Consider the following 16238-nt stretch of genomic DNA (forward strand, 5'->3'; position numbering starts at 1 on the left):
GATAAAAAGTGAATAACAAACTTAAAGGCATACTTTTCTTGATTTCGGCAATCGTTTTCGAAGTAATCTCTACAACAAACATTAAGTTATCCCAAGGATTTAGTGAGCTCTCATATTCAATTATTGCCGTAGTGGCTATTGTCATTGCGATGTTTAGTTTAGCAAATGCACTGAACTATATCCCTTTATCCGTTGCATATGCAATATGGGTAGGTGTTGGCACGGCGTTAATTTATGTCATCAGTATTTTTGTCTTTGATGAGCCGATTAGTTTGATAAAGTTTATTGGCGTTGTTTTAGTTATTGGTGGAGTGGTTTCGCTAAACTTCCTTACAAATGATCAAGAGAAAAGTGATCAAGTGGTAGGTTCAAAAGGGTGAAGAAAAAGCTAAGGGAGTTGATATCCCTTAGCTTTTTAATCGGTCTTCCATCTATTTTTACTAGTCAAGCCAGCTATCTGTTACATCGCGATTTTCTTCAATCCATTGTGAGGCAGCTTCTTCATCATCACCTAGTTGTTGGCGCAGAGAGAGCAGCTCTGACAGCTGTTCTTCTTCAAAAAAGCTATTTTTTAGCCAACTGTCGACTTCAGGAAAATCTTCCGTAAACCCGTTACGTCCCATGTAATAAATATCATCAGGCTCTCCAAAGGCTTGATCAGGATCTTCTAAGTATTTTAGATCATAATCCTCAAAAGCATAATGCGGACTCCATAGCGTAACGACTACAGGATCTTGATTTTGATAAGCCGTATCGAGCTGTTGCATCATCGCTTGTTCAGACGAATTTGTAAGCTCAAATGCCTCTAAATTATAGTGAGGAATAATCTCTTCATGCATGATTTGCATTAGGGATGAACCCGGATCTATTCCAGCAATGGTTGCATCAAACTCATCAATATGATCATTTAAGTCCGAAATTGAGTTGATATCCTCCATATAGGTAGGGACCACAAGACCATTATGTGCTCCTTTGTACATAATTCCTTCTTCAGATATCTCTAAATCATCCGTATCGAGTGAAACATAAGATTGATCTGTAAATGGCAACCAAGCAGGAAACGAAATGTCTAGATCCCCATTAGTCGTTCCTTCAAATAAAAAAGCCTTTTCAAACGTTGTGATGTCTACGTCATATCCTTGCTCTTCTAAAAGTTGTTTCCATACATATGCGAATGCCGTTCCATCTGAATATGTAGTGTGACCAATTGTGATGGAACCACCGTCTCCAGTACTATCTCCGCCACAGGCAGTTAGTGAAATAGCTGTCGTAAGCAAAATACCAGATAGTACGTTCTTTCTAGTTAACATGAATATAAACACTCCCTCTATAAGTACAGGTTATTTATACCCAATTTCACTTAGAAATAAACCATAAATCAATCGAGAGCTCAACACGATTAGCCTTCGAATAACGTTATTTTACAGTTTGGTGAAAAGTCGTTCGTAATAAAGCAATCAAGATAATAGCGGATAATACAATGTTTATGACAAATAAAATACGAATGTTAAAAAACTCTGCCCACAAACCACCAGCAATAATTCCGAGAGGCATGGTCATTTGTACGAGTGTTGCTACTGAACCAGACTCCTCCATTTGTAATGACTAAAGTAATAAAAAATATCTTACTTTGTGACCTGAGTGAATAGAATATAACTTGTAAATAATGTAATTTGAATGTAGTACATTATTTTCTTGTGACTATATTCATTGCGAAGGGGTCGGGCTATGAGTTATTTAACGACAGAAGCTGAAAGAATAAAAACTGGTTGGATTTTAGTAAGTATATCAAGCGCATTAACGTTAAGTTTAATTTATTGGTATATTGGTAACCCACAACGATTTGTCACTACTAGAATTGGATTTGATCTCGAATTATTGACTGATCTGTCTGTATGGATCTTTACATTACTCATTGTTATTGGATATAGCATCTATACTGTTTTTGCTATACCATTTGTTAAAGCTCATCTGTTTACTTTCTCCTGGTTGAAACTAATAGGAATATGGGCCGCTATTGTAACTGGAATTGTAGAAGAGGTCCTGTTTAGACACGTTTTAATGGATTACTTATTCTCAATCGATCTATCCAGCTTTGCCCAAATTATCATTTCAGGCTTAGTGTTTGGACTTGTTCATGGGGCATGGGGACTTCTACGTGGTGAGCTTAAAGTGATTCTCCCTGTTGTATTATCAACCAGTGTTTTAGGGTGTTTATTAGCAGCGCTTTATATTTTTACAGATCGAAGTACATTTGCTCCCATAGTAGCCCACGTTTTGATTAATATAATAATAGAGCCATGGTTAATGTTATCTGCTGTTTCGGGTAAGTGGAAGAGATAGAAACCACTCAATTTTTGATAGCTGGACCAATCTACAAATACGCTCTTATATACTTCATTTTGGTTCTACACTATTATAAAACATATGATGGTTTATCAGTAACTTCTAGTTAAAAGGGGATGCTTTGATATGTTAGTGGGTAAGGTAGTCGAGTTACGACCAGTCATTGAACAGGACTTAAAGAATGTTTTCAAGTGGATTAACAATGAGGAAATCGTCACTTTATCCTCAGGAAGTGACAAGGCTTTTCAGATAAACAACTCAATGGTTGGACTGGAGCATTATTTAGAAAAAAATACGATCGATAATAATTTAGTAGAAGATGGACAATTTTTCTCGATCTATACTAAAGACAATATACATATCGGGAAATGCGATTATCGGGACATAAACTGGATCGTACGATCAGCTACACTTGGTATTATGATAGGTGAACCCAACTATTGGGGAACGGGGCATAGCGAAGACACAGTCGCTACTTTACTTCATTATCTATTTAATACTCTTAATCTAAATCGAGTTCAGATCGATACATGGAGTGGAAATAAAAGAGCCGTTCGTTTCTTTGAAAAGTGTGGATTTGTAAAAGAAGGGGAGCTTAGACAAGGAGAATATATTGACGGTCAATTCTATCACACCATTCTTATGTCTATTCTTAGGGAAGAATATAAAGGGAATTCAAAGTAAGACCAGGCATAGTGTCTGGTCTTTTACTTTAAATTCTCACGGATTTTTTTAATACCGTAGATAGTTGCAGCTAAACCGCCACCCATTAATATAACAGGCGTTACTATCATTACACCGAAAAATAAAAAAGTTTCGATTGGTAGCCCCTCCTTTATAGTAATGTGGTTACAGTTATACCATTCCCTTAATAAAAATAAAATCACATAATTATAGGAGGCATCAGCTATATGGAGTCTATATTATTCTTTGGTGGATTAATTATTCCCTTTTAGTTGATATTTATTTGATAACCGCAGGGATTTTAATATTGTTTAAGTTTTTCAAAAGAAAATAGGTATCAAAAGCCTCTCAGAAGCCTAAAATGGATTTCTGAGAGGCTTTTGTGAATTTCAATTAGTTTCCACCTTGATTTTTGTTTAGTACAGGTACGAATAATCCAATCAGGCCAATTAGAGAAAAGATGACAAACGTTATTGGATAAGACAAGGCATCAATTGATTGACCAGCTACAAATGAACCGATGGATTGACCAATTCCTAAAAATAAAAAGGACATGCTGACGCCTAATGATGGCAACTTAATATAGATTCGTGTAGCCCAAACAATTAAAATTCCTGTCATGAATATATACGTTATTCCGAATAAGATGGCGGAAGTATAGATGGCTAAATCATAAGATAGTGTAATGATCGATATTGAAATCATCATAAGGACAAGAGTTAGTCGATAAGACAGTGGAAGCCCCAACTTATTAATAGTCCCTCCAGTAACTCCACCTATAACTCCAGAAACCCCCATAACAATCCAAAAAATCACACTTTCAAAGTTACTCATACTATGAACAACACTTAATAAGCTTCTAGAAAATGTCCAAAAAATAGACGAGCTTATACCTATAATTAAGGAAGCCATAAGTAGATATTTTGCTTTCTTTAATGAGTTGAACCAATCCCATAAGGTCGATTTTTTTTCGTTGGATTTCGGTGTAGGAATGTGATTGGGAATAGAATAGCTGTTCCAAAGTAAAACGGCTAACGTTACACTTGCAAAAAATAAAAAGGAAAGTCTCCAATGCTCAGTAAATAAGAGGGCAACCGGCCCTGATATGATTATTCCAAAGCTTGTTCCACTATTAATCCAGGTGTTTCCTTTATCTCTATCTTTACTGACAATGTTTTGGCTTGCTACTTGGGCAAAGGCAGGAGAGCCCCAACCGCTCCCTAGCCCGGCAATAAACGTTGATCCTAGTAGAAGATAAAAGTTAGGGGAAAGTGAAATTCCTAACAATCCGATTACAGCACTTATACCCGCATATTGAATGACTCGTAACTGACCAAATTTCTGAATTAGATACGCTGACGTTAGTAAAGCCAATGTATAGGCAAGATAAGCGGATGAACTAACTAAACCAGCATCACTTTCAGTGAGATTAAGTGACTCTGAGATGTTAGGTAAGAACAACCCAAAACTAAAACGAGCAAACGCGTACGTGACGCCAATCATAGCAATACCAGGTAAGACAAATTTCCACATCTTTCATCACTCCAATATATTAGATAGAACGATAACTCTATTTAGTGAGAAAAAAAGTAAGTAAGCATAGAAGCTTACTTATCAAACAATTGATCAACCAGCTGTTCTAATTCAGATCCGACTTCTTTTGGGTCGAGCACCTCTGATAACGACGTTGCACCTTCAAGCAGTAGCGTTAATTGGTATGACTGCGTTTGGGTAAACCCAAGGGAAAGAAACGTTTGAATGACTTTCATTTTATGCTCTAACACGAAATGAACGATAGATTCATTCACATTAAAGAATTCTTCTTTAGCTCGTAACAGCATACATCCATGTCGGTTGAAACTAAGCCAATGAATATGAATGTTTGCTATTGATTTAGCCTTTTTGTGCATACTTTCATGCTCATTCGTGCTTAAGAGAGAGAGGTACCTTGTCTCTCGATCTCTAAGGATTTCTTGTATAAGCTCTTCCTTAGAATCAAAATGATTATAAAGGGTCATTAAAGCAACATTAGATTCTTTGACGATTTGTTTAAGTCCAATATGATGGAATCCATTTTCATAAAATAAAGTTTCAGCTGTGTCTAAAATTTGTTGTCTTTTTGCACTCATGTACTCACCACCTCTAGATAGAACGGTCACTATAAAATATCACACATAAATTTATTATGCAAATCAAAGCCTCTTTATTGTAGAAATGAATACATATAAAAAAAGCGTACTAGTCAGAACTAGAACGCTTTTGTTCTTTTTTGAATGATTTGTAGATCTTATGTGATGAGATTGTTCCAAGTAACAAACCAACTAGAGCTACATTCTGAGCTTTTTCAATGGGGATGATATGTAACTGTGTCATAGAAATAATGATAATGGAGAAGGCAATAATAACGAGATGCAGGATAAATCTTGTTTCATTTTTCATAGATGATTTACTCCCATCTGTAATTTTGTATTGATCGTTTTTCCAATTATATCATAATTGTAGGACGAATCTCTTCTACGAATGTGTCGTAAGATCGTCTAATTGTTTTGTAATACAGTGCTGCATAATCTTCCAATGAGATGGGGATAGGTTGACTTTATTTTGGTTAACATCAAAACCTCTGATGACAAGATGGGTATGGGGCATGTGATCTGAAGCATGATTCAAAGCTAACCAATCTAAATGGATCTGCTGACTATGCTCAAATGAAATGATTCCATTTCGAATGATATCTATTAGTGATATGGATGACTGTTTCATTTGATTCAGATCTGATGTAATGAGCAGCTTATATCCTGATTCATTTCCCTTAACCTTTTGTTTATTTAAAGCACGAGTAAAGCAAGTCTTAGTTAGATTGTCTGCATCTTTATTAAAAAATGGCTTTTGATCAGGATGACTTTTTTCTAAGTACGTTAAATGGTTTATTAGATTTTTTAATGGGTGAACACTATTATTCACAAATGGTATGTGTTGGATCTTAATCATCACTGTATCTCCCCTATAAAAAAAGCCTGTCTCCAAATAGACATAATAGTCCCTTGGTGACAGGCTCCTCCTAAAATCATTCGTATACAATTGTTGTACGCTTATATGATAGTGGATTATACACTAAGTTTGGGTGGTTGTCACTTTCCTTTCTCCTACATGTATATCAAATTATCTTGATTTATTAGAAAGCGTAGGATACACTCATATTAATCAAAAAAAATTGATTAAGTAGGTGAAGTATGAGTAGTGAAATAATGAACGTTCAATGTGGAGGGAGTCAGACTAAAGATTTTGATGTTCTTGAACGTCAATTTAAAGCATTGGCAGATAATAAACGATTACAGTTAATCCACTTACTAAGTACCAAAGGGCAAACGTGCGTGTGTGATTTAGTGGACGAAATGAATATGCCCCAATCAAAGCTCTCCTACCACTTAAAAATCTTGATGAATGCAGAATTGCTTCATAAAGAAACAAAAGGCACCTGGAGTTATTATCGTGTAAATGAACAGGTTATGGACGGACTTTTATCAGAACAATTATGTTGTGTGTTAAAACCGTCAAAATAATTATTCCATCTCATTCAATAAATCAAAAAAAATTGATTAAAGGAGAGGTTCAGCTTGGTCTATGTACACATCGGTTTAAATGTAGAGGATTTAAAAGAAAGCAAACAATTTTATGAACGGTTCTTAGGAGTGAAACCTGTTAAGGAAAAAGAGAACTATGTAAAGTTCTTGTCAAATGAACCTGCTTTAAATCTTACGTTAAAAGAAGTTGATGAGGCCAAAGGGAATCAAATAAATCATTTAGGAGTGCAGGTGCAATCAAAAGAAGAGGTCTTGCAGCATAAACATAGGTTAGAAGAGGCTGGATTTTTTGCTAGAGAAGAGATGGATACGAATTGTTGTTATGCTATTCAGGATAAATTTTGGGTGACCGACCCGAATGGAATTGAGTGGGAATATTTTTATACGAAAGTAGATGTAGAGTAAGTAGGGGAAGAAGGAGGAACATCTGTTGATCTCAATTTTGTTAGCGTCCATTATTTTTATTGGAACGCTTGTGCTAGTCATTTGGCAGCCTAGGAATTTAAATATCGGCTGGTCAGCATGTGGGGGAGCCATAGTAGCGTTGCTTTTAGGTGTTGTAACATTCTCGGATGTGCTTGATGTAACAGGTATTGTATGGAACGCAACGTTGACGTTTATTGCTATTATTATCATTTCATTAATTCTTGATGAGATTGGATTTTTTGAATGGTCCGCATTACATATGGCTAGATTAGCCAAGGGAAATGCTGTCCTCATGTTTGTTTATGTTTGTTTATTAGGTTCAGTCGTTGCTGCTTTTTTTGCCAATGATGGAGCTGCATTGATTTTAACACCAATTGTTTTATCGATGGTACGTTCACTTAAATTCAATGAAAAAATGGTGTTCCCCTTTATCATGGCTAGTGGATTTATCGCGGATGCGACTTCGCTTCCTTTGGTTGTAAGTAATTTGGTGAATATTGTTTCAGCAGATTACTTTGGTATTGGTTTTATTGAATATGCATCTCGAATGATTGTGCCGAACTTCTTTGCTTTAGTTGCTAGTATACTTGTTCTCTATTTGTATTTTAGAAAGCAAATTCCAAAGCGGTACGAATACAATGAGCTTCAAAAACCTGTGGAGGCCATAAAGGATCAAAGGTTATTTCGTTTATCATGGGTGATATTAGGCGTATTATTCGTTGGCTATTTGGTTAGTGAATTTCTACATATTCCCGTCTCATTTATTGCAGGTATAATCGCAATTATTTTCTTAGTAATGGCACGTAAAAGTCCGGCAGTTCAAACAGGTACTGTGATGAAAAGTGCTCCGTGGAATATTGTCTTTTTCTCGATAGGTATGTATGTCGTGGTTTATGGCTTACGAAATGTAGGGTTAACGGATGTCTTAACCGATGTGATTCAGGTAACAGCAGATGGCGGATTATTCATGGCAACGATGGGTATGGGCTTTATTGCAGCGTTCCTATCATCAATAATGAACAACATGCCAACGGTTTTAATTGATGCCATCGCCATAGCAGGAACAGATACAACTGGATTAACAAGAGAGGCACTGATTTATGCGAATGTAATTGGAGCTGATTTGGGGCCGAAAATTACACCAATTGGTTCATTGGCAACCTTGTTATGGCTTCATGTTCTCAGCAAAAAAGGAGTTAAGATTTCTTGGGGAATGTACTTTAAAACAGGTGTGATCATAACCATTCCTGTGTTGTTTATTACTTTATTAGGCTTATATCTGTGGTTGCTACTGATTAATTAAAAGGGAGTTTTGAAGATGACTAAAAAAAAGATCTATTTTCTTTGTACAGGTAATTCATGCAGAAGCCAAATGGCAGAAGGCTGGGCGAAGCATTATCTTTCAAATGAGTGGGACGTGTATAGCGCAGGTATTGAAGCACATGGCGTAAACCCAAGTGCCGTGAAAGCGATGAATAAAGTAGGCATTGATATCTCGAATCAGACTTCTGATATGATTGATCATGAACGATTACAAAAGGTTGATTTAGTTGTTACCTTATGTGGGGACGCCGCCGATAAATGTCCAATGACACCCGCTCATGTTAAACGAGAACATTGGGGATTTGATGACCCAGCGAAAGCAAATGGGACTGAAATGGAGAAATGGGCATTTTTCCAAAGAGTCAGAGATGAAATAGGCGATCGAATCAAGTTGTTTTCTGAAAAAGAGAGATAACATTCTTTCAGTGAACTGTCATATGTCATGATCGATAAAGCGACGGTTGAAGGAGAATGAGTAGAGTGAAAACAGATAACATTCAATTGGTTTTTCTGAAAGAAGAGCACGTTCAGTTCTTAAAAGCGTTTAAACTTCCTCAAGAACAGGAAAAATTCACGACCTTACCGGATAAACTAATAGAGGATTCAGAAGGGGCAGAGAAGGTTGTTATTTTAAGTGAGAATACGCCTGTAGGTTTCTTTCAATTGCAATCAACAGATCGAGTGAAGGAATACTCAAGCAACCCTAATGCCCTGTTGCTGTCAGCATTATCTATTAATTATACTGATCAGGGCAAGGGATACGCTAAACACGCAATGTCCTTACTTAGTGAGTTTGTTACGACTGAGTTTCCTCATATCGATGAAATTATTCTAGCTGTGAATCAATTGAACATTCCTGCACAGAAACTCTACACCACAGTAGGCTTTCAAGATACCCAAAAAAGAAAAATCGGACCTATTGGGGAACAGATGATTATGAGTATGAAAATGAAATAATGAATATAGGGAGCCGCAGATTCCTTGACCTGTTTACTAATCAGCCTAAACTAGCGGAGTGTATGTCCGAAGCGGTAGCTCTGCTCTATTATATTTTTGGACAAAAACCCGAATTAATCCGCTGGTTAACTAGCGGATTAATTCGGGTTTTTATGATAAGTAAAAGAGTTCTACCCCGCCCTCATTTACTCTTATGTCCACCAATCTAACTAAAAGGTAGCTCTATGGAGATGTGCTCTTTGGTATAGGAAAGTGGATTATGCAGTAGCTGCTCCACTGTGTCCTTATCCGAAAACGTATCTGAATGAAATGATTGGGTATAGCGTTCATGGCCCTTACCCGTAATGAAGACCCAATCTCCCTTTTCAATCATGTTCCATGCATGTCCAATCGCTTCCGTTCGATCAGGAATCACGAGTCCTTGTTCACCTATATCAAACGAATAAAGAGTCTGAAGCATCTCATCATAGGATAGATTATTTAGATCATCGAAGGTCAGGATAATAACGTCACTAAATGACTTGGATACATCAATCATGGCTTGTCTCTTACCTATATCACGACCGCCTCTAAACCCAAAGATATGAATGATACGCTTTGCTCCCATTGCGTTGGCTGTATGGAAGCAGTGGAGGAATGCATCTTCAGTATGGGCATAATCTATAATGAATTTTGCACCTATTGGATGTTGTACGACTTCAAATCGACCTGGTACACCACTAAATGTTTCGAGCGCTTGTAGCGCATCTTCTGGCGTTATGTTGATGGCTTTCGCTGTTAAAAAGGCCATTACAGCATTATAAATATTATGCTCACCAAGAAAGCTCAACGTTAATTGATAGTGATGATTTTGATCTTGCACGATAAGGCTCATTTTGTCCTTGTACTGAATGTCTTTTATAGAAAAAGAGGTCGATGAGTCACCCATTGTATAAATGGTGTGTAGCTTTCTCTTTTTTAATCTAGCTTCTAATTTTGCTCCCCACTTATTGAATGTATTGATGATGGCTATTCCATTTTTAGAAAGCTGATCAAATAACGTTTCTTTTGCAGAGAAATAGGATTCCATCGTTTTGTGATAGTCCAAATGGTCTTGACTTAAATTAGTAAACAAACAAATATCAAAATCGATCCCTCCTACTCGATGTTGAGTAAGGGCATGGGAGGTCACTTCTATAATCACAAACTCGTCTTTACTTTTAGCTAATTGTTTCTGTAGTTCCAGTGCATCGATTGTTGTATTTTTAGTAGTACCCGAGATCATTATTCCATTAACGATATTATGAACAGATCCAAAAAGAGCACAGCTTCGACCAGATTTCTCTAAAATGTGTTTGATCATAAAGGATGTCGTTGTTTTTCCGTTTGTACCTGTGATCCCGATTATTGTTTTTGGCCTGCTTTGAGAATTGTAAAAAGTTTTAGCTAATTGTGCGAGAGCAATACGACTGTTAGCTACTTTAAAATATGGAACAGACAATGCCTGTACATCCTGTTCGCCAATGATGGCTTTTGCTCCAGCTTCTATCGCTGAAAGAATATACTTGTGGCCATCTGAAGCATACCCGCTAATGGCTACAAAAAGGTTGCCGGGTTCCACTTTCTCAGAATTATTTGAGATTCCAGTAATCGTGATATCGAGGGAAGAGGCATCGACGTCTATATTGTTCAGTAAAGAGTGTATGTTCATAATATGTGCTCCTTAAATCATCATAGTAGATGACCCCAAGTTCTAGAAAATCTTCCGATGTAGTCGTGTGGAAGCAGCTAACGCAAAAAGAAGTATCCATCTTGGACACTTCTTTTCGTTATGTAGGATCATTAAAGGTACAATGTGTATAACGATAGTGTTTATTGTACCCATCAACATCATTATTACGCTTCCAATTTCAAGGTGAACGTGTAAATTTCACTAAACAAAGTGAAACAGGTGTAGTTGCTCTTTCTTAGTGAACTTCAATGAATTATACCTTCATCTGTATTAGAATAAGTAGTAAAGCAAATGCGTTTTAAAAAGCTATCTGAGGACAAGAAAGGAAGGCAATATGGCATGGACTTTAGCAACCTTATGACATTGATTCCAACCATCATCGTTATTATTAACATTTTACTAGCTGCTGGTTTTTTATTTTTTGAAAGAAGAGATATTGGGTATACGTGGGCATGGCTAATGGTTTTATATTTCATACCAATTTTGGGTTTTATTATTTATCTGTTTTTAGGGCGTAATCTTAAACAGAAAAATTTCTATAATCTTTCGACTGAAGAAAGGGAGTATCTTCAAGCGGAAGTAGATAAACAATTACCTGTCTCGGAGGATGAAGAGATCCAATCATCTCCGTTGTTAACGAAATATGCAGATTTAATTGAGCTGAACCTAAGATCATCCCATTCTCTATGGTCAAACGATAACGAAGTAGTTATACATAACGATGGGAACGAAAAATTTGATTCGTTATTTGAGGGAATTAGATCAGCTAAACAAGAAATTAATGTACAGTATTACATTATTCAGCCCGATGCACTTGGAAGAAAACTCAGGGATGAATTAACGTTAAAAGCTAAAGAGGGAGTAAAGGTCAGGCTACTCTATGACGAGGTCGGTTCTAAGAAAATTTCACCTAAGTTTTTTAACGAGTTACGTCAAGCAGGTGGAGAAGTCGAAGTCTTTTTTCCATCGTTTTTCAAATTGATTAATTTCCGCATTAATAACAGAAACCATCGAAAGCTATGTATTATTGATGGAGAAGTGGCTTATATTGGTGGCTTCAATGTTGGGGATGAATATCTTGGCTTGAATAAGAAATTTGGCTATTGGCGAGATACCCACTTTAAAATAAAAGGGGCTTCAGTGAACCAGATTCAAGGTCGTTTTATTTTGGATTGGCACCAGACTGGAAAAGGTAAAATCGGTCAATTTGAGGAGTTTTCGTATCAAGCTACAAAACACCATGGTACAAGCCCTGTACAAATTGTATCAAGCGGGCCTAACTCTGAAACAGAACATCTTAAAAATATGTACATAAAGCTTATTTTATCAGCTAAACAAAGTGTCTATATCCAAACGCCTTACTTTATTCCGGATGCTAGCTTTATGGACGCTTGCAAAATTGCGCTGCTTTCAGGGGTGGATGTACGTATTATGATCCCAAATAAACCAGATCACCCTTTTGTCTATTGGGCGACATGGGCGCATGCAGGCGAATTATTGGAATACGGCGCAAAAGTACTGTTATATGAGAATGGCTTCTTACATGCAAAAACAATTGTGGTTGATGGAGAAGTAACCTCTGTGGGGACGATGAACATTGATCCTCGTAGCTTTAAATTAAATTTTGAAGTGAATGCCATTGTGTATGACGAAAAAGTTGCCATGCCACTTCAAGAAATGTTCCATAAAGATAGCCATGTCAGTACGGAGCTCACGATCGAAAAGTATAAGGAACGATCGCTTAAAATTAAGTTCAAAGAAGGAATTTCTCGACTGCTTTCACCGATTTTGTAGGAATACTTTTTATTAAAGCAAGTCCTATAAGAGGGCTTGCTTCTTCTTTAGCGTGATTAAGTTAATACCTTAGTTGTGTATTACGCTTAAAAAGTTAGAATTATTTGACATAATTATATGCTATCAATAAAATGGAATTTATTGTGGTGTTCAATATCTGAATGGTGGTGAGTGCATGATTGAAAGTGTCAGCCATATTACATTTGTAGTAAAGGATTTGGATCGGACAACATCACTGTTTGTAGAACTTTTTGATGCCAAAGAGGTTTACCACAGTGGAGACGAGCAATTTTCATTATCAAGAGAACGTTTTTTTATTATAGGTGGACAGTGGATTGCCGTAATGGAAGATGAAACGATTCTTAATAAAACGTATCACCACATAGCCTTTAAAATAGCTGAAACCGATTTTGACTATTATCTGAATAAGATACAACACCTTAATCTAGACTTAAAAGAGCCTCGTAAACGGATTAGTGGAGAAGGATCTTCTATTTACTTTTATGATTATGATCATAATTTATTTGAGTTACATACGGGTACCTTACAAGATAGATTAGACACCTATAAAAAAAGCTCACCTTCTTAACAGCAAGGTTGATATCACAGTTACAATCTATATGTTTTATAAGTTATGTAGTTGAACATATTATCCGTTAAAGGGATGATCTTGATGAGCGAAAGTAGAATGAATCCAAAGGTAGATGCCTTTTTAAGTAGATCGAATAGCTGGCGGGAGGAATTTGAGACATTGAGAGACATCGCTCTGACTTGTGAGTTAGATGAGGAGCTAAAGTGGGGTGTGCCTTGTTACACATCTCAGTCTAAAAATATTGTACTGATGCATGGTTTTAAAGAGTATTGTGCTCTGTTGTTTCCGAAAGGTGCATTGTTAAAAGATATAGATAAAATACTGATTCAACAAACAGAGAATGTTCAGGCCGCTCGGCAAATCCGTTTTACCAACGTTCAAGAGATCAAAAAAATTCAAAGTAGCATCAAAGCCTATATTCAGGAAGCCATCGAAGTTGAAAAAGCTGGTTTGAAAGTTGAGAGTAAGAAGATGATCGAATCCTCGATCCCAGAAGAGCTCCAACATAAATTTGGTGAGGTGTCGGGCTTAGAAGAGGCATTTAAAGCTCTAACACCTGGACGACAACGAGCCTATATTCTTCATATCTCCCAAGCCAAACAAGCTAAAACTCGAGAAGCGAGAGTACAAAAATATGTGCAACCTATTCTTAATGGGAAGGGGTTAAATGATTAATGTGGTGGGAGTAAAGTTTAAGTGGACACGGATTCATGCCCACCTTATTTATGTTAGCGTGTAACAGATAATTTTGCTGATTCCAAAACCTGCATAACTCTCTTACTGTGCTTTAGCCTTTCATTCGCTTGCGTATAGTCATGATCTTGAATCATCAGAGCAAATTCAACGAACTCATCGTACATGCGATGATGATGACTAGAAGAAGTAACCTCATACTCTGCATGCTCATGCGGCATATAATGAAAAGACTTAATATCATTGGTGGGGTTTGTGATGTGAATGGTTCCTCTATCCCCTTGAATTTGAATGGAATGAGGGGCTTTACTATCCTTTGAACCAATACAAACACTTTTAAATGATCCATAATCCAATATCAAAATACCTGATGTATCAATGTTACTCTCAATATTAGGGAAGTATTGAACATCGTTGGGTTGCCCAACTAAACCGATAACAAAATGGATATTGTAGATGTTAATATCCATTAAGGCACCTCCAGACATCTCTGGATTAAATACAGGATGAATGACTCCATGTTTAAAGTCTGTATATCTTGAAGAGTACTGAGAATAGTTACATTCAATGATCCTTATCTCACCAAGTTTAGGAACGTAGTCATGTAGTGCTAAGTAAGACTTCTGGTATTGGTTCGAAATGGCTTCAAGTAACATGACTTGGTGTGATTGAGCAATCTCGGCCAACTCGTTAAATTCTTTTAATGTAGGTGTAAATGGTTTCTCACAAATCACATGTTTTCCTTTTAGCAAGGCCTGTTTTGCATAGGAATAATGCAGATGATTAGGTAAACCAATGTATACTGTGTCAATTTTACTACTCTCAAGCATCTTGTCATATTCCGTATAACAGTGTTGAATAGTATGTTCTTTTTGAAGAGCTTGGGCTTTATCCAAGGAGCGTGCATAGATACCTTCCAGCGTAATGGAGGGAATGGTATGAATAAAGCTTAATAAGTCCTTCACAATCATTCCCGAGCCAACAATACCTACCTTCATTCATGACACCCCTTAATTCCTGTCTCAAGAATCTCCATTGTAAGAAGTGTTTCTTCATCTTTAATGGCTTTCTCTTTTCCATTTACAACTACCTCGTAAAAATCATCATAGATGTTTGCATAATCTCCTTTTTCGGAAACTACTTTTTCTTCGTGATAACGATCTTCAGAGTCCAAATAGGTTAATGTTCCATAGTGCTGAGGTAGATCGATTCCAAAATCCGGATGACCTTTAGGTAAATAAAATACCTTTAGATGTTCCTCCTGCCTGTCCTCTGTTTCCTTGATAAACATACCTCTTGTGCCATGGACAACAAATCGTGGTCGTGATTTAATCCTAAAGAAGCTCGATTTTACAGACACTTTTAGTGAAGGATAATAAAAATCTACATCAAAATAATCATTCATTCTTCCATGTCCGAGTAGTTGACGGACATCGTAGCGAATGGTTTGAGGTTTGCCAAAGTAAGAAATGACCTGGTCAATCGTATGAACACCATGACCATATAAGAAGCTATTAAATGGTGAGTAGACGTGAGTATTCAAGGGGATTTCTGGTCTGAAGTAATCATAATGCATCTCAACTTCGAGCAAATCTCCAAGCTTTCCAGATTCTATTACTTCTTTTGTAGTGAGAAAATCCGAATCATATCGTCTGTTTTGGTAGCATTGGATATGAAGGTTTTTCTCTTTTGCATATTGAAAGAGTGTAGCTGCTTCTTCTTTTGTTTGCGTGAATGGTTTTTCAACGAGAACATGTTTACCGTGATCAAGAGCTAGTTTTGCAAATTCAAAATGAGATTCAAGGTGTGTACAGATAACAACTACCTGAATTTCTTTATCATTTAATAACGTAGAGAGGTCATCGGTATAATGGATCGAAGAAACTCGGTCCCAATCCTTTTTTGTTAGGTCGCGTGCATAGATGGTTTTAACCGTGATGTTGTCTCTGTTAAGTGAAAATGGTAGGTGATAACGATTCGTACTTTTACCGTTTCCGATATATCCAATAGTTAGCATGTAAGTGGCTCCTTCATGTTTTCTTTTTATTATAGATAGAAAAGGTTGCTCAAAACCGTTTTGTTCTGATTTTGGTATAAAGCATCGAATGTTTGCTACTATATGGATAGATTA

At 36.7% G+C, this 16238-nt stretch carries 20 protein-coding genes; 11 read left to right on the plus strand and 9 right to left on the minus strand.

Annotated elements, in window-relative coordinates:
• Window positions 1-8 precede the first annotated feature (8 nt).
• A complete protein-coding gene (locus J2S05_RS17085; RefSeq protein ID WP_306984926.1) occupies window positions 9-380 on the plus strand; it encodes a DMT family transporter in 372 nt (123 codons plus the stop codon).
• Between the two features lie 60 nt (window positions 381-440).
• Here the strand turns inward: J2S05_RS17085 and J2S05_RS17090 are convergent, their stop codons facing one another.
• Together J2S05_RS17090 and J2S05_RS17095 are read right to left on the minus strand one after the other, a co-directional pair.
• Window positions 441-1310, minus strand: a complete 870-nt coding sequence (locus J2S05_RS17090) for a glycine betaine ABC transporter substrate-binding protein (protein WP_306984927.1) — start codon at window positions 1308-1310, stop codon at window positions 441-443.
• A gap of 106 nt (window positions 1311-1416) precedes the next feature.
• Complete coding sequence (locus J2S05_RS17095; protein ID WP_306984929.1) at window positions 1417-1596, minus strand: hypothetical protein; 180 nt, start codon at window positions 1594-1596, stop codon at window positions 1417-1419.
• Window positions 1597-1728: 132 nt separating this feature from the next.
• On the opposite strand from J2S05_RS17095, the gene J2S05_RS17100 reads away from it, so the two are divergent.
• Window positions 1729-2343 carry a CPBP family intramembrane glutamic endopeptidase gene (locus J2S05_RS17100; protein WP_306984930.1) on the plus strand — a complete coding sequence of 205 codons (615 nt, stop codon included), beginning with the start codon at window positions 1729-1731 and terminating at the stop codon, window positions 2341-2343.
• Between the two features lie 129 nt (window positions 2344-2472).
• Window positions 2473-3030: a GNAT family N-acetyltransferase gene (locus tag J2S05_RS17105; protein WP_306984932.1), complete on the plus strand. Its 558-nt coding sequence runs from the start codon at window positions 2473-2475 to the stop codon at window positions 3028-3030.
• A 393-nt stretch (window positions 3031-3423) separates the two neighbouring features.
• On the opposite strand, the gene J2S05_RS17110 is transcribed toward J2S05_RS17105, so the two are convergent.
• From J2S05_RS17110 to J2S05_RS17125, 4 genes are all read right to left on the minus strand, one after another.
• Entirely contained in the window at window positions 3424-4563 is a 1140-nt protein-coding gene (locus tag J2S05_RS17110) for an MFS transporter (RefSeq protein WP_306984934.1), read from the minus strand.
• A 74-nt stretch (window positions 4564-4637) separates the two neighbouring features.
• The gene (locus J2S05_RS17115) at window positions 4638-5159 is read right to left on the minus strand and encodes a TetR/AcrR family transcriptional regulator (protein ID WP_306984935.1); all 522 of its coding nucleotides are present in this window, start codon (window positions 5157-5159) and stop codon (window positions 4638-4640) included.
• Window positions 5160-5268: 109 nt separating this feature from the next.
• The gene (locus J2S05_RS17120) at window positions 5269-5469 is read right to left on the minus strand and encodes a hypothetical protein (protein WP_306984936.1); all 201 of its coding nucleotides are present in this window, start codon (window positions 5467-5469) and stop codon (window positions 5269-5271) included.
• Window positions 5470-5544: 75 nt separating this feature from the next.
• Window positions 5545-6018, minus strand: coding sequence for a hypothetical protein (locus J2S05_RS17125; RefSeq protein ID WP_306984938.1), 474 nt, complete (start codon window positions 6016-6018; stop codon window positions 5545-5547).
• Window positions 6019-6260: 242 nt separating this feature from the next.
• Between J2S05_RS17125 and J2S05_RS17130 the strand changes: the two genes are divergently transcribed.
• From J2S05_RS17130 to J2S05_RS17150, 5 genes are all read left to right on the plus strand, one after another.
• On the plus strand, window positions 6261-6590 hold the full coding sequence (locus J2S05_RS17130) for an ArsR/SmtB family transcription factor (protein ID WP_306984940.1): 330 nt from the start codon (window positions 6261-6263) through the stop codon (window positions 6588-6590).
• Between the two features lie 54 nt (window positions 6591-6644).
• Window positions 6645-7016, plus strand: a complete 372-nt coding sequence (locus tag J2S05_RS17135; protein WP_306984942.1) for an ArsI/CadI family heavy metal resistance metalloenzyme — start codon at window positions 6645-6647, stop codon at window positions 7014-7016.
• Window positions 7017-7041: 25 nt separating this feature from the next.
• Complete coding sequence (locus tag J2S05_RS17140) at window positions 7042-8340, plus strand: arsenic transporter (protein ID WP_306984944.1); 1299 nt, start codon at window positions 7042-7044, stop codon at window positions 8338-8340.
• Between the two features lie 15 nt (window positions 8341-8355).
• The gene (arsC, locus tag J2S05_RS17145) at window positions 8356-8775 is read left to right on the plus strand and encodes an arsenate reductase (thioredoxin) (RefSeq protein WP_306984946.1); all 420 of its coding nucleotides are present in this window, start codon (window positions 8356-8358) and stop codon (window positions 8773-8775) included.
• Between the two features lie 65 nt (window positions 8776-8840).
• Window positions 8841-9317, plus strand: a complete 477-nt coding sequence (locus J2S05_RS17150; protein ID WP_370873657.1) for a GNAT family N-acetyltransferase — start codon at window positions 8841-8843, stop codon at window positions 9315-9317.
• 205 nt (window positions 9318-9522) lie between these two features.
• Here the strand turns inward: J2S05_RS17150 and J2S05_RS17155 are convergent, their stop codons facing one another.
• On the minus strand, window positions 9523-11007 hold the full coding sequence (locus J2S05_RS17155; protein ID WP_306984950.1) for a UDP-N-acetylmuramoyl-L-alanyl-D-glutamate--2,6-diaminopimelate ligase: 1485 nt from the start codon (window positions 11005-11007) through the stop codon (window positions 9523-9525).
• Window positions 11008-11367: 360 nt separating this feature from the next.
• Here J2S05_RS17155 and cls point away from each other — a divergent pair, with 360 nt between their 5' ends.
• The 3 genes from cls to J2S05_RS17170 all read left to right on the plus strand — a co-directional run bounded on the left by cls (window position 11368) and on the right by J2S05_RS17170 (window position 14089).
• Window positions 11368-12822: a cardiolipin synthase gene (gene cls / locus J2S05_RS17160; RefSeq protein WP_306984952.1), complete on the plus strand. Its 1455-nt coding sequence runs from the start codon at window positions 11368-11370 to the stop codon at window positions 12820-12822.
• 175 nt (window positions 12823-12997) lie between these two features.
• Window positions 12998-13411 (plus strand): FosX/FosE/FosI family fosfomycin resistance hydrolase, encoded by a 414-nt coding sequence (gene fosX / locus J2S05_RS17165; protein ID WP_306984955.1) that lies wholly within the window; start codon window positions 12998-13000, stop codon window positions 13409-13411.
• A gap of 84 nt (window positions 13412-13495) precedes the next feature.
• Window positions 13496-14089 (plus strand): YdeI/OmpD-associated family protein, encoded by a 594-nt coding sequence (locus J2S05_RS17170; RefSeq protein ID WP_306984957.1) that lies wholly within the window; start codon window positions 13496-13498, stop codon window positions 14087-14089.
• 53 nt (window positions 14090-14142) lie between these two features.
• Here J2S05_RS17170 and J2S05_RS17175 read toward each other — a convergent pair whose 3' ends face one another.
• Together J2S05_RS17175 and J2S05_RS17180 are read right to left on the minus strand one after the other, a co-directional pair.
• Window positions 14143-15105, minus strand: a complete 963-nt coding sequence (locus J2S05_RS17175) for a Gfo/Idh/MocA family protein (protein ID WP_306984959.1) — start codon at window positions 15103-15105, stop codon at window positions 14143-14145.
• Window positions 15102-16124, minus strand: coding sequence for a Gfo/Idh/MocA family oxidoreductase (locus J2S05_RS17180; RefSeq protein WP_306984961.1), 1023 nt, complete (start codon window positions 16122-16124; stop codon window positions 15102-15104). Before J2S05_RS17180 ends, J2S05_RS17175 begins: the two co-directional genes overlap by 4 nt.
• Window positions 16125-16238: the final 114 nt, after the last annotated feature.

Source organism: Alkalicoccobacillus murimartini, from assembly GCF_030813245.1.
GTDB classification, from domain to species: Bacteria; Bacillota; Bacilli; order Bacillales; family Bacillaceae_D; genus Alkalicoccobacillus; species Alkalicoccobacillus murimartini.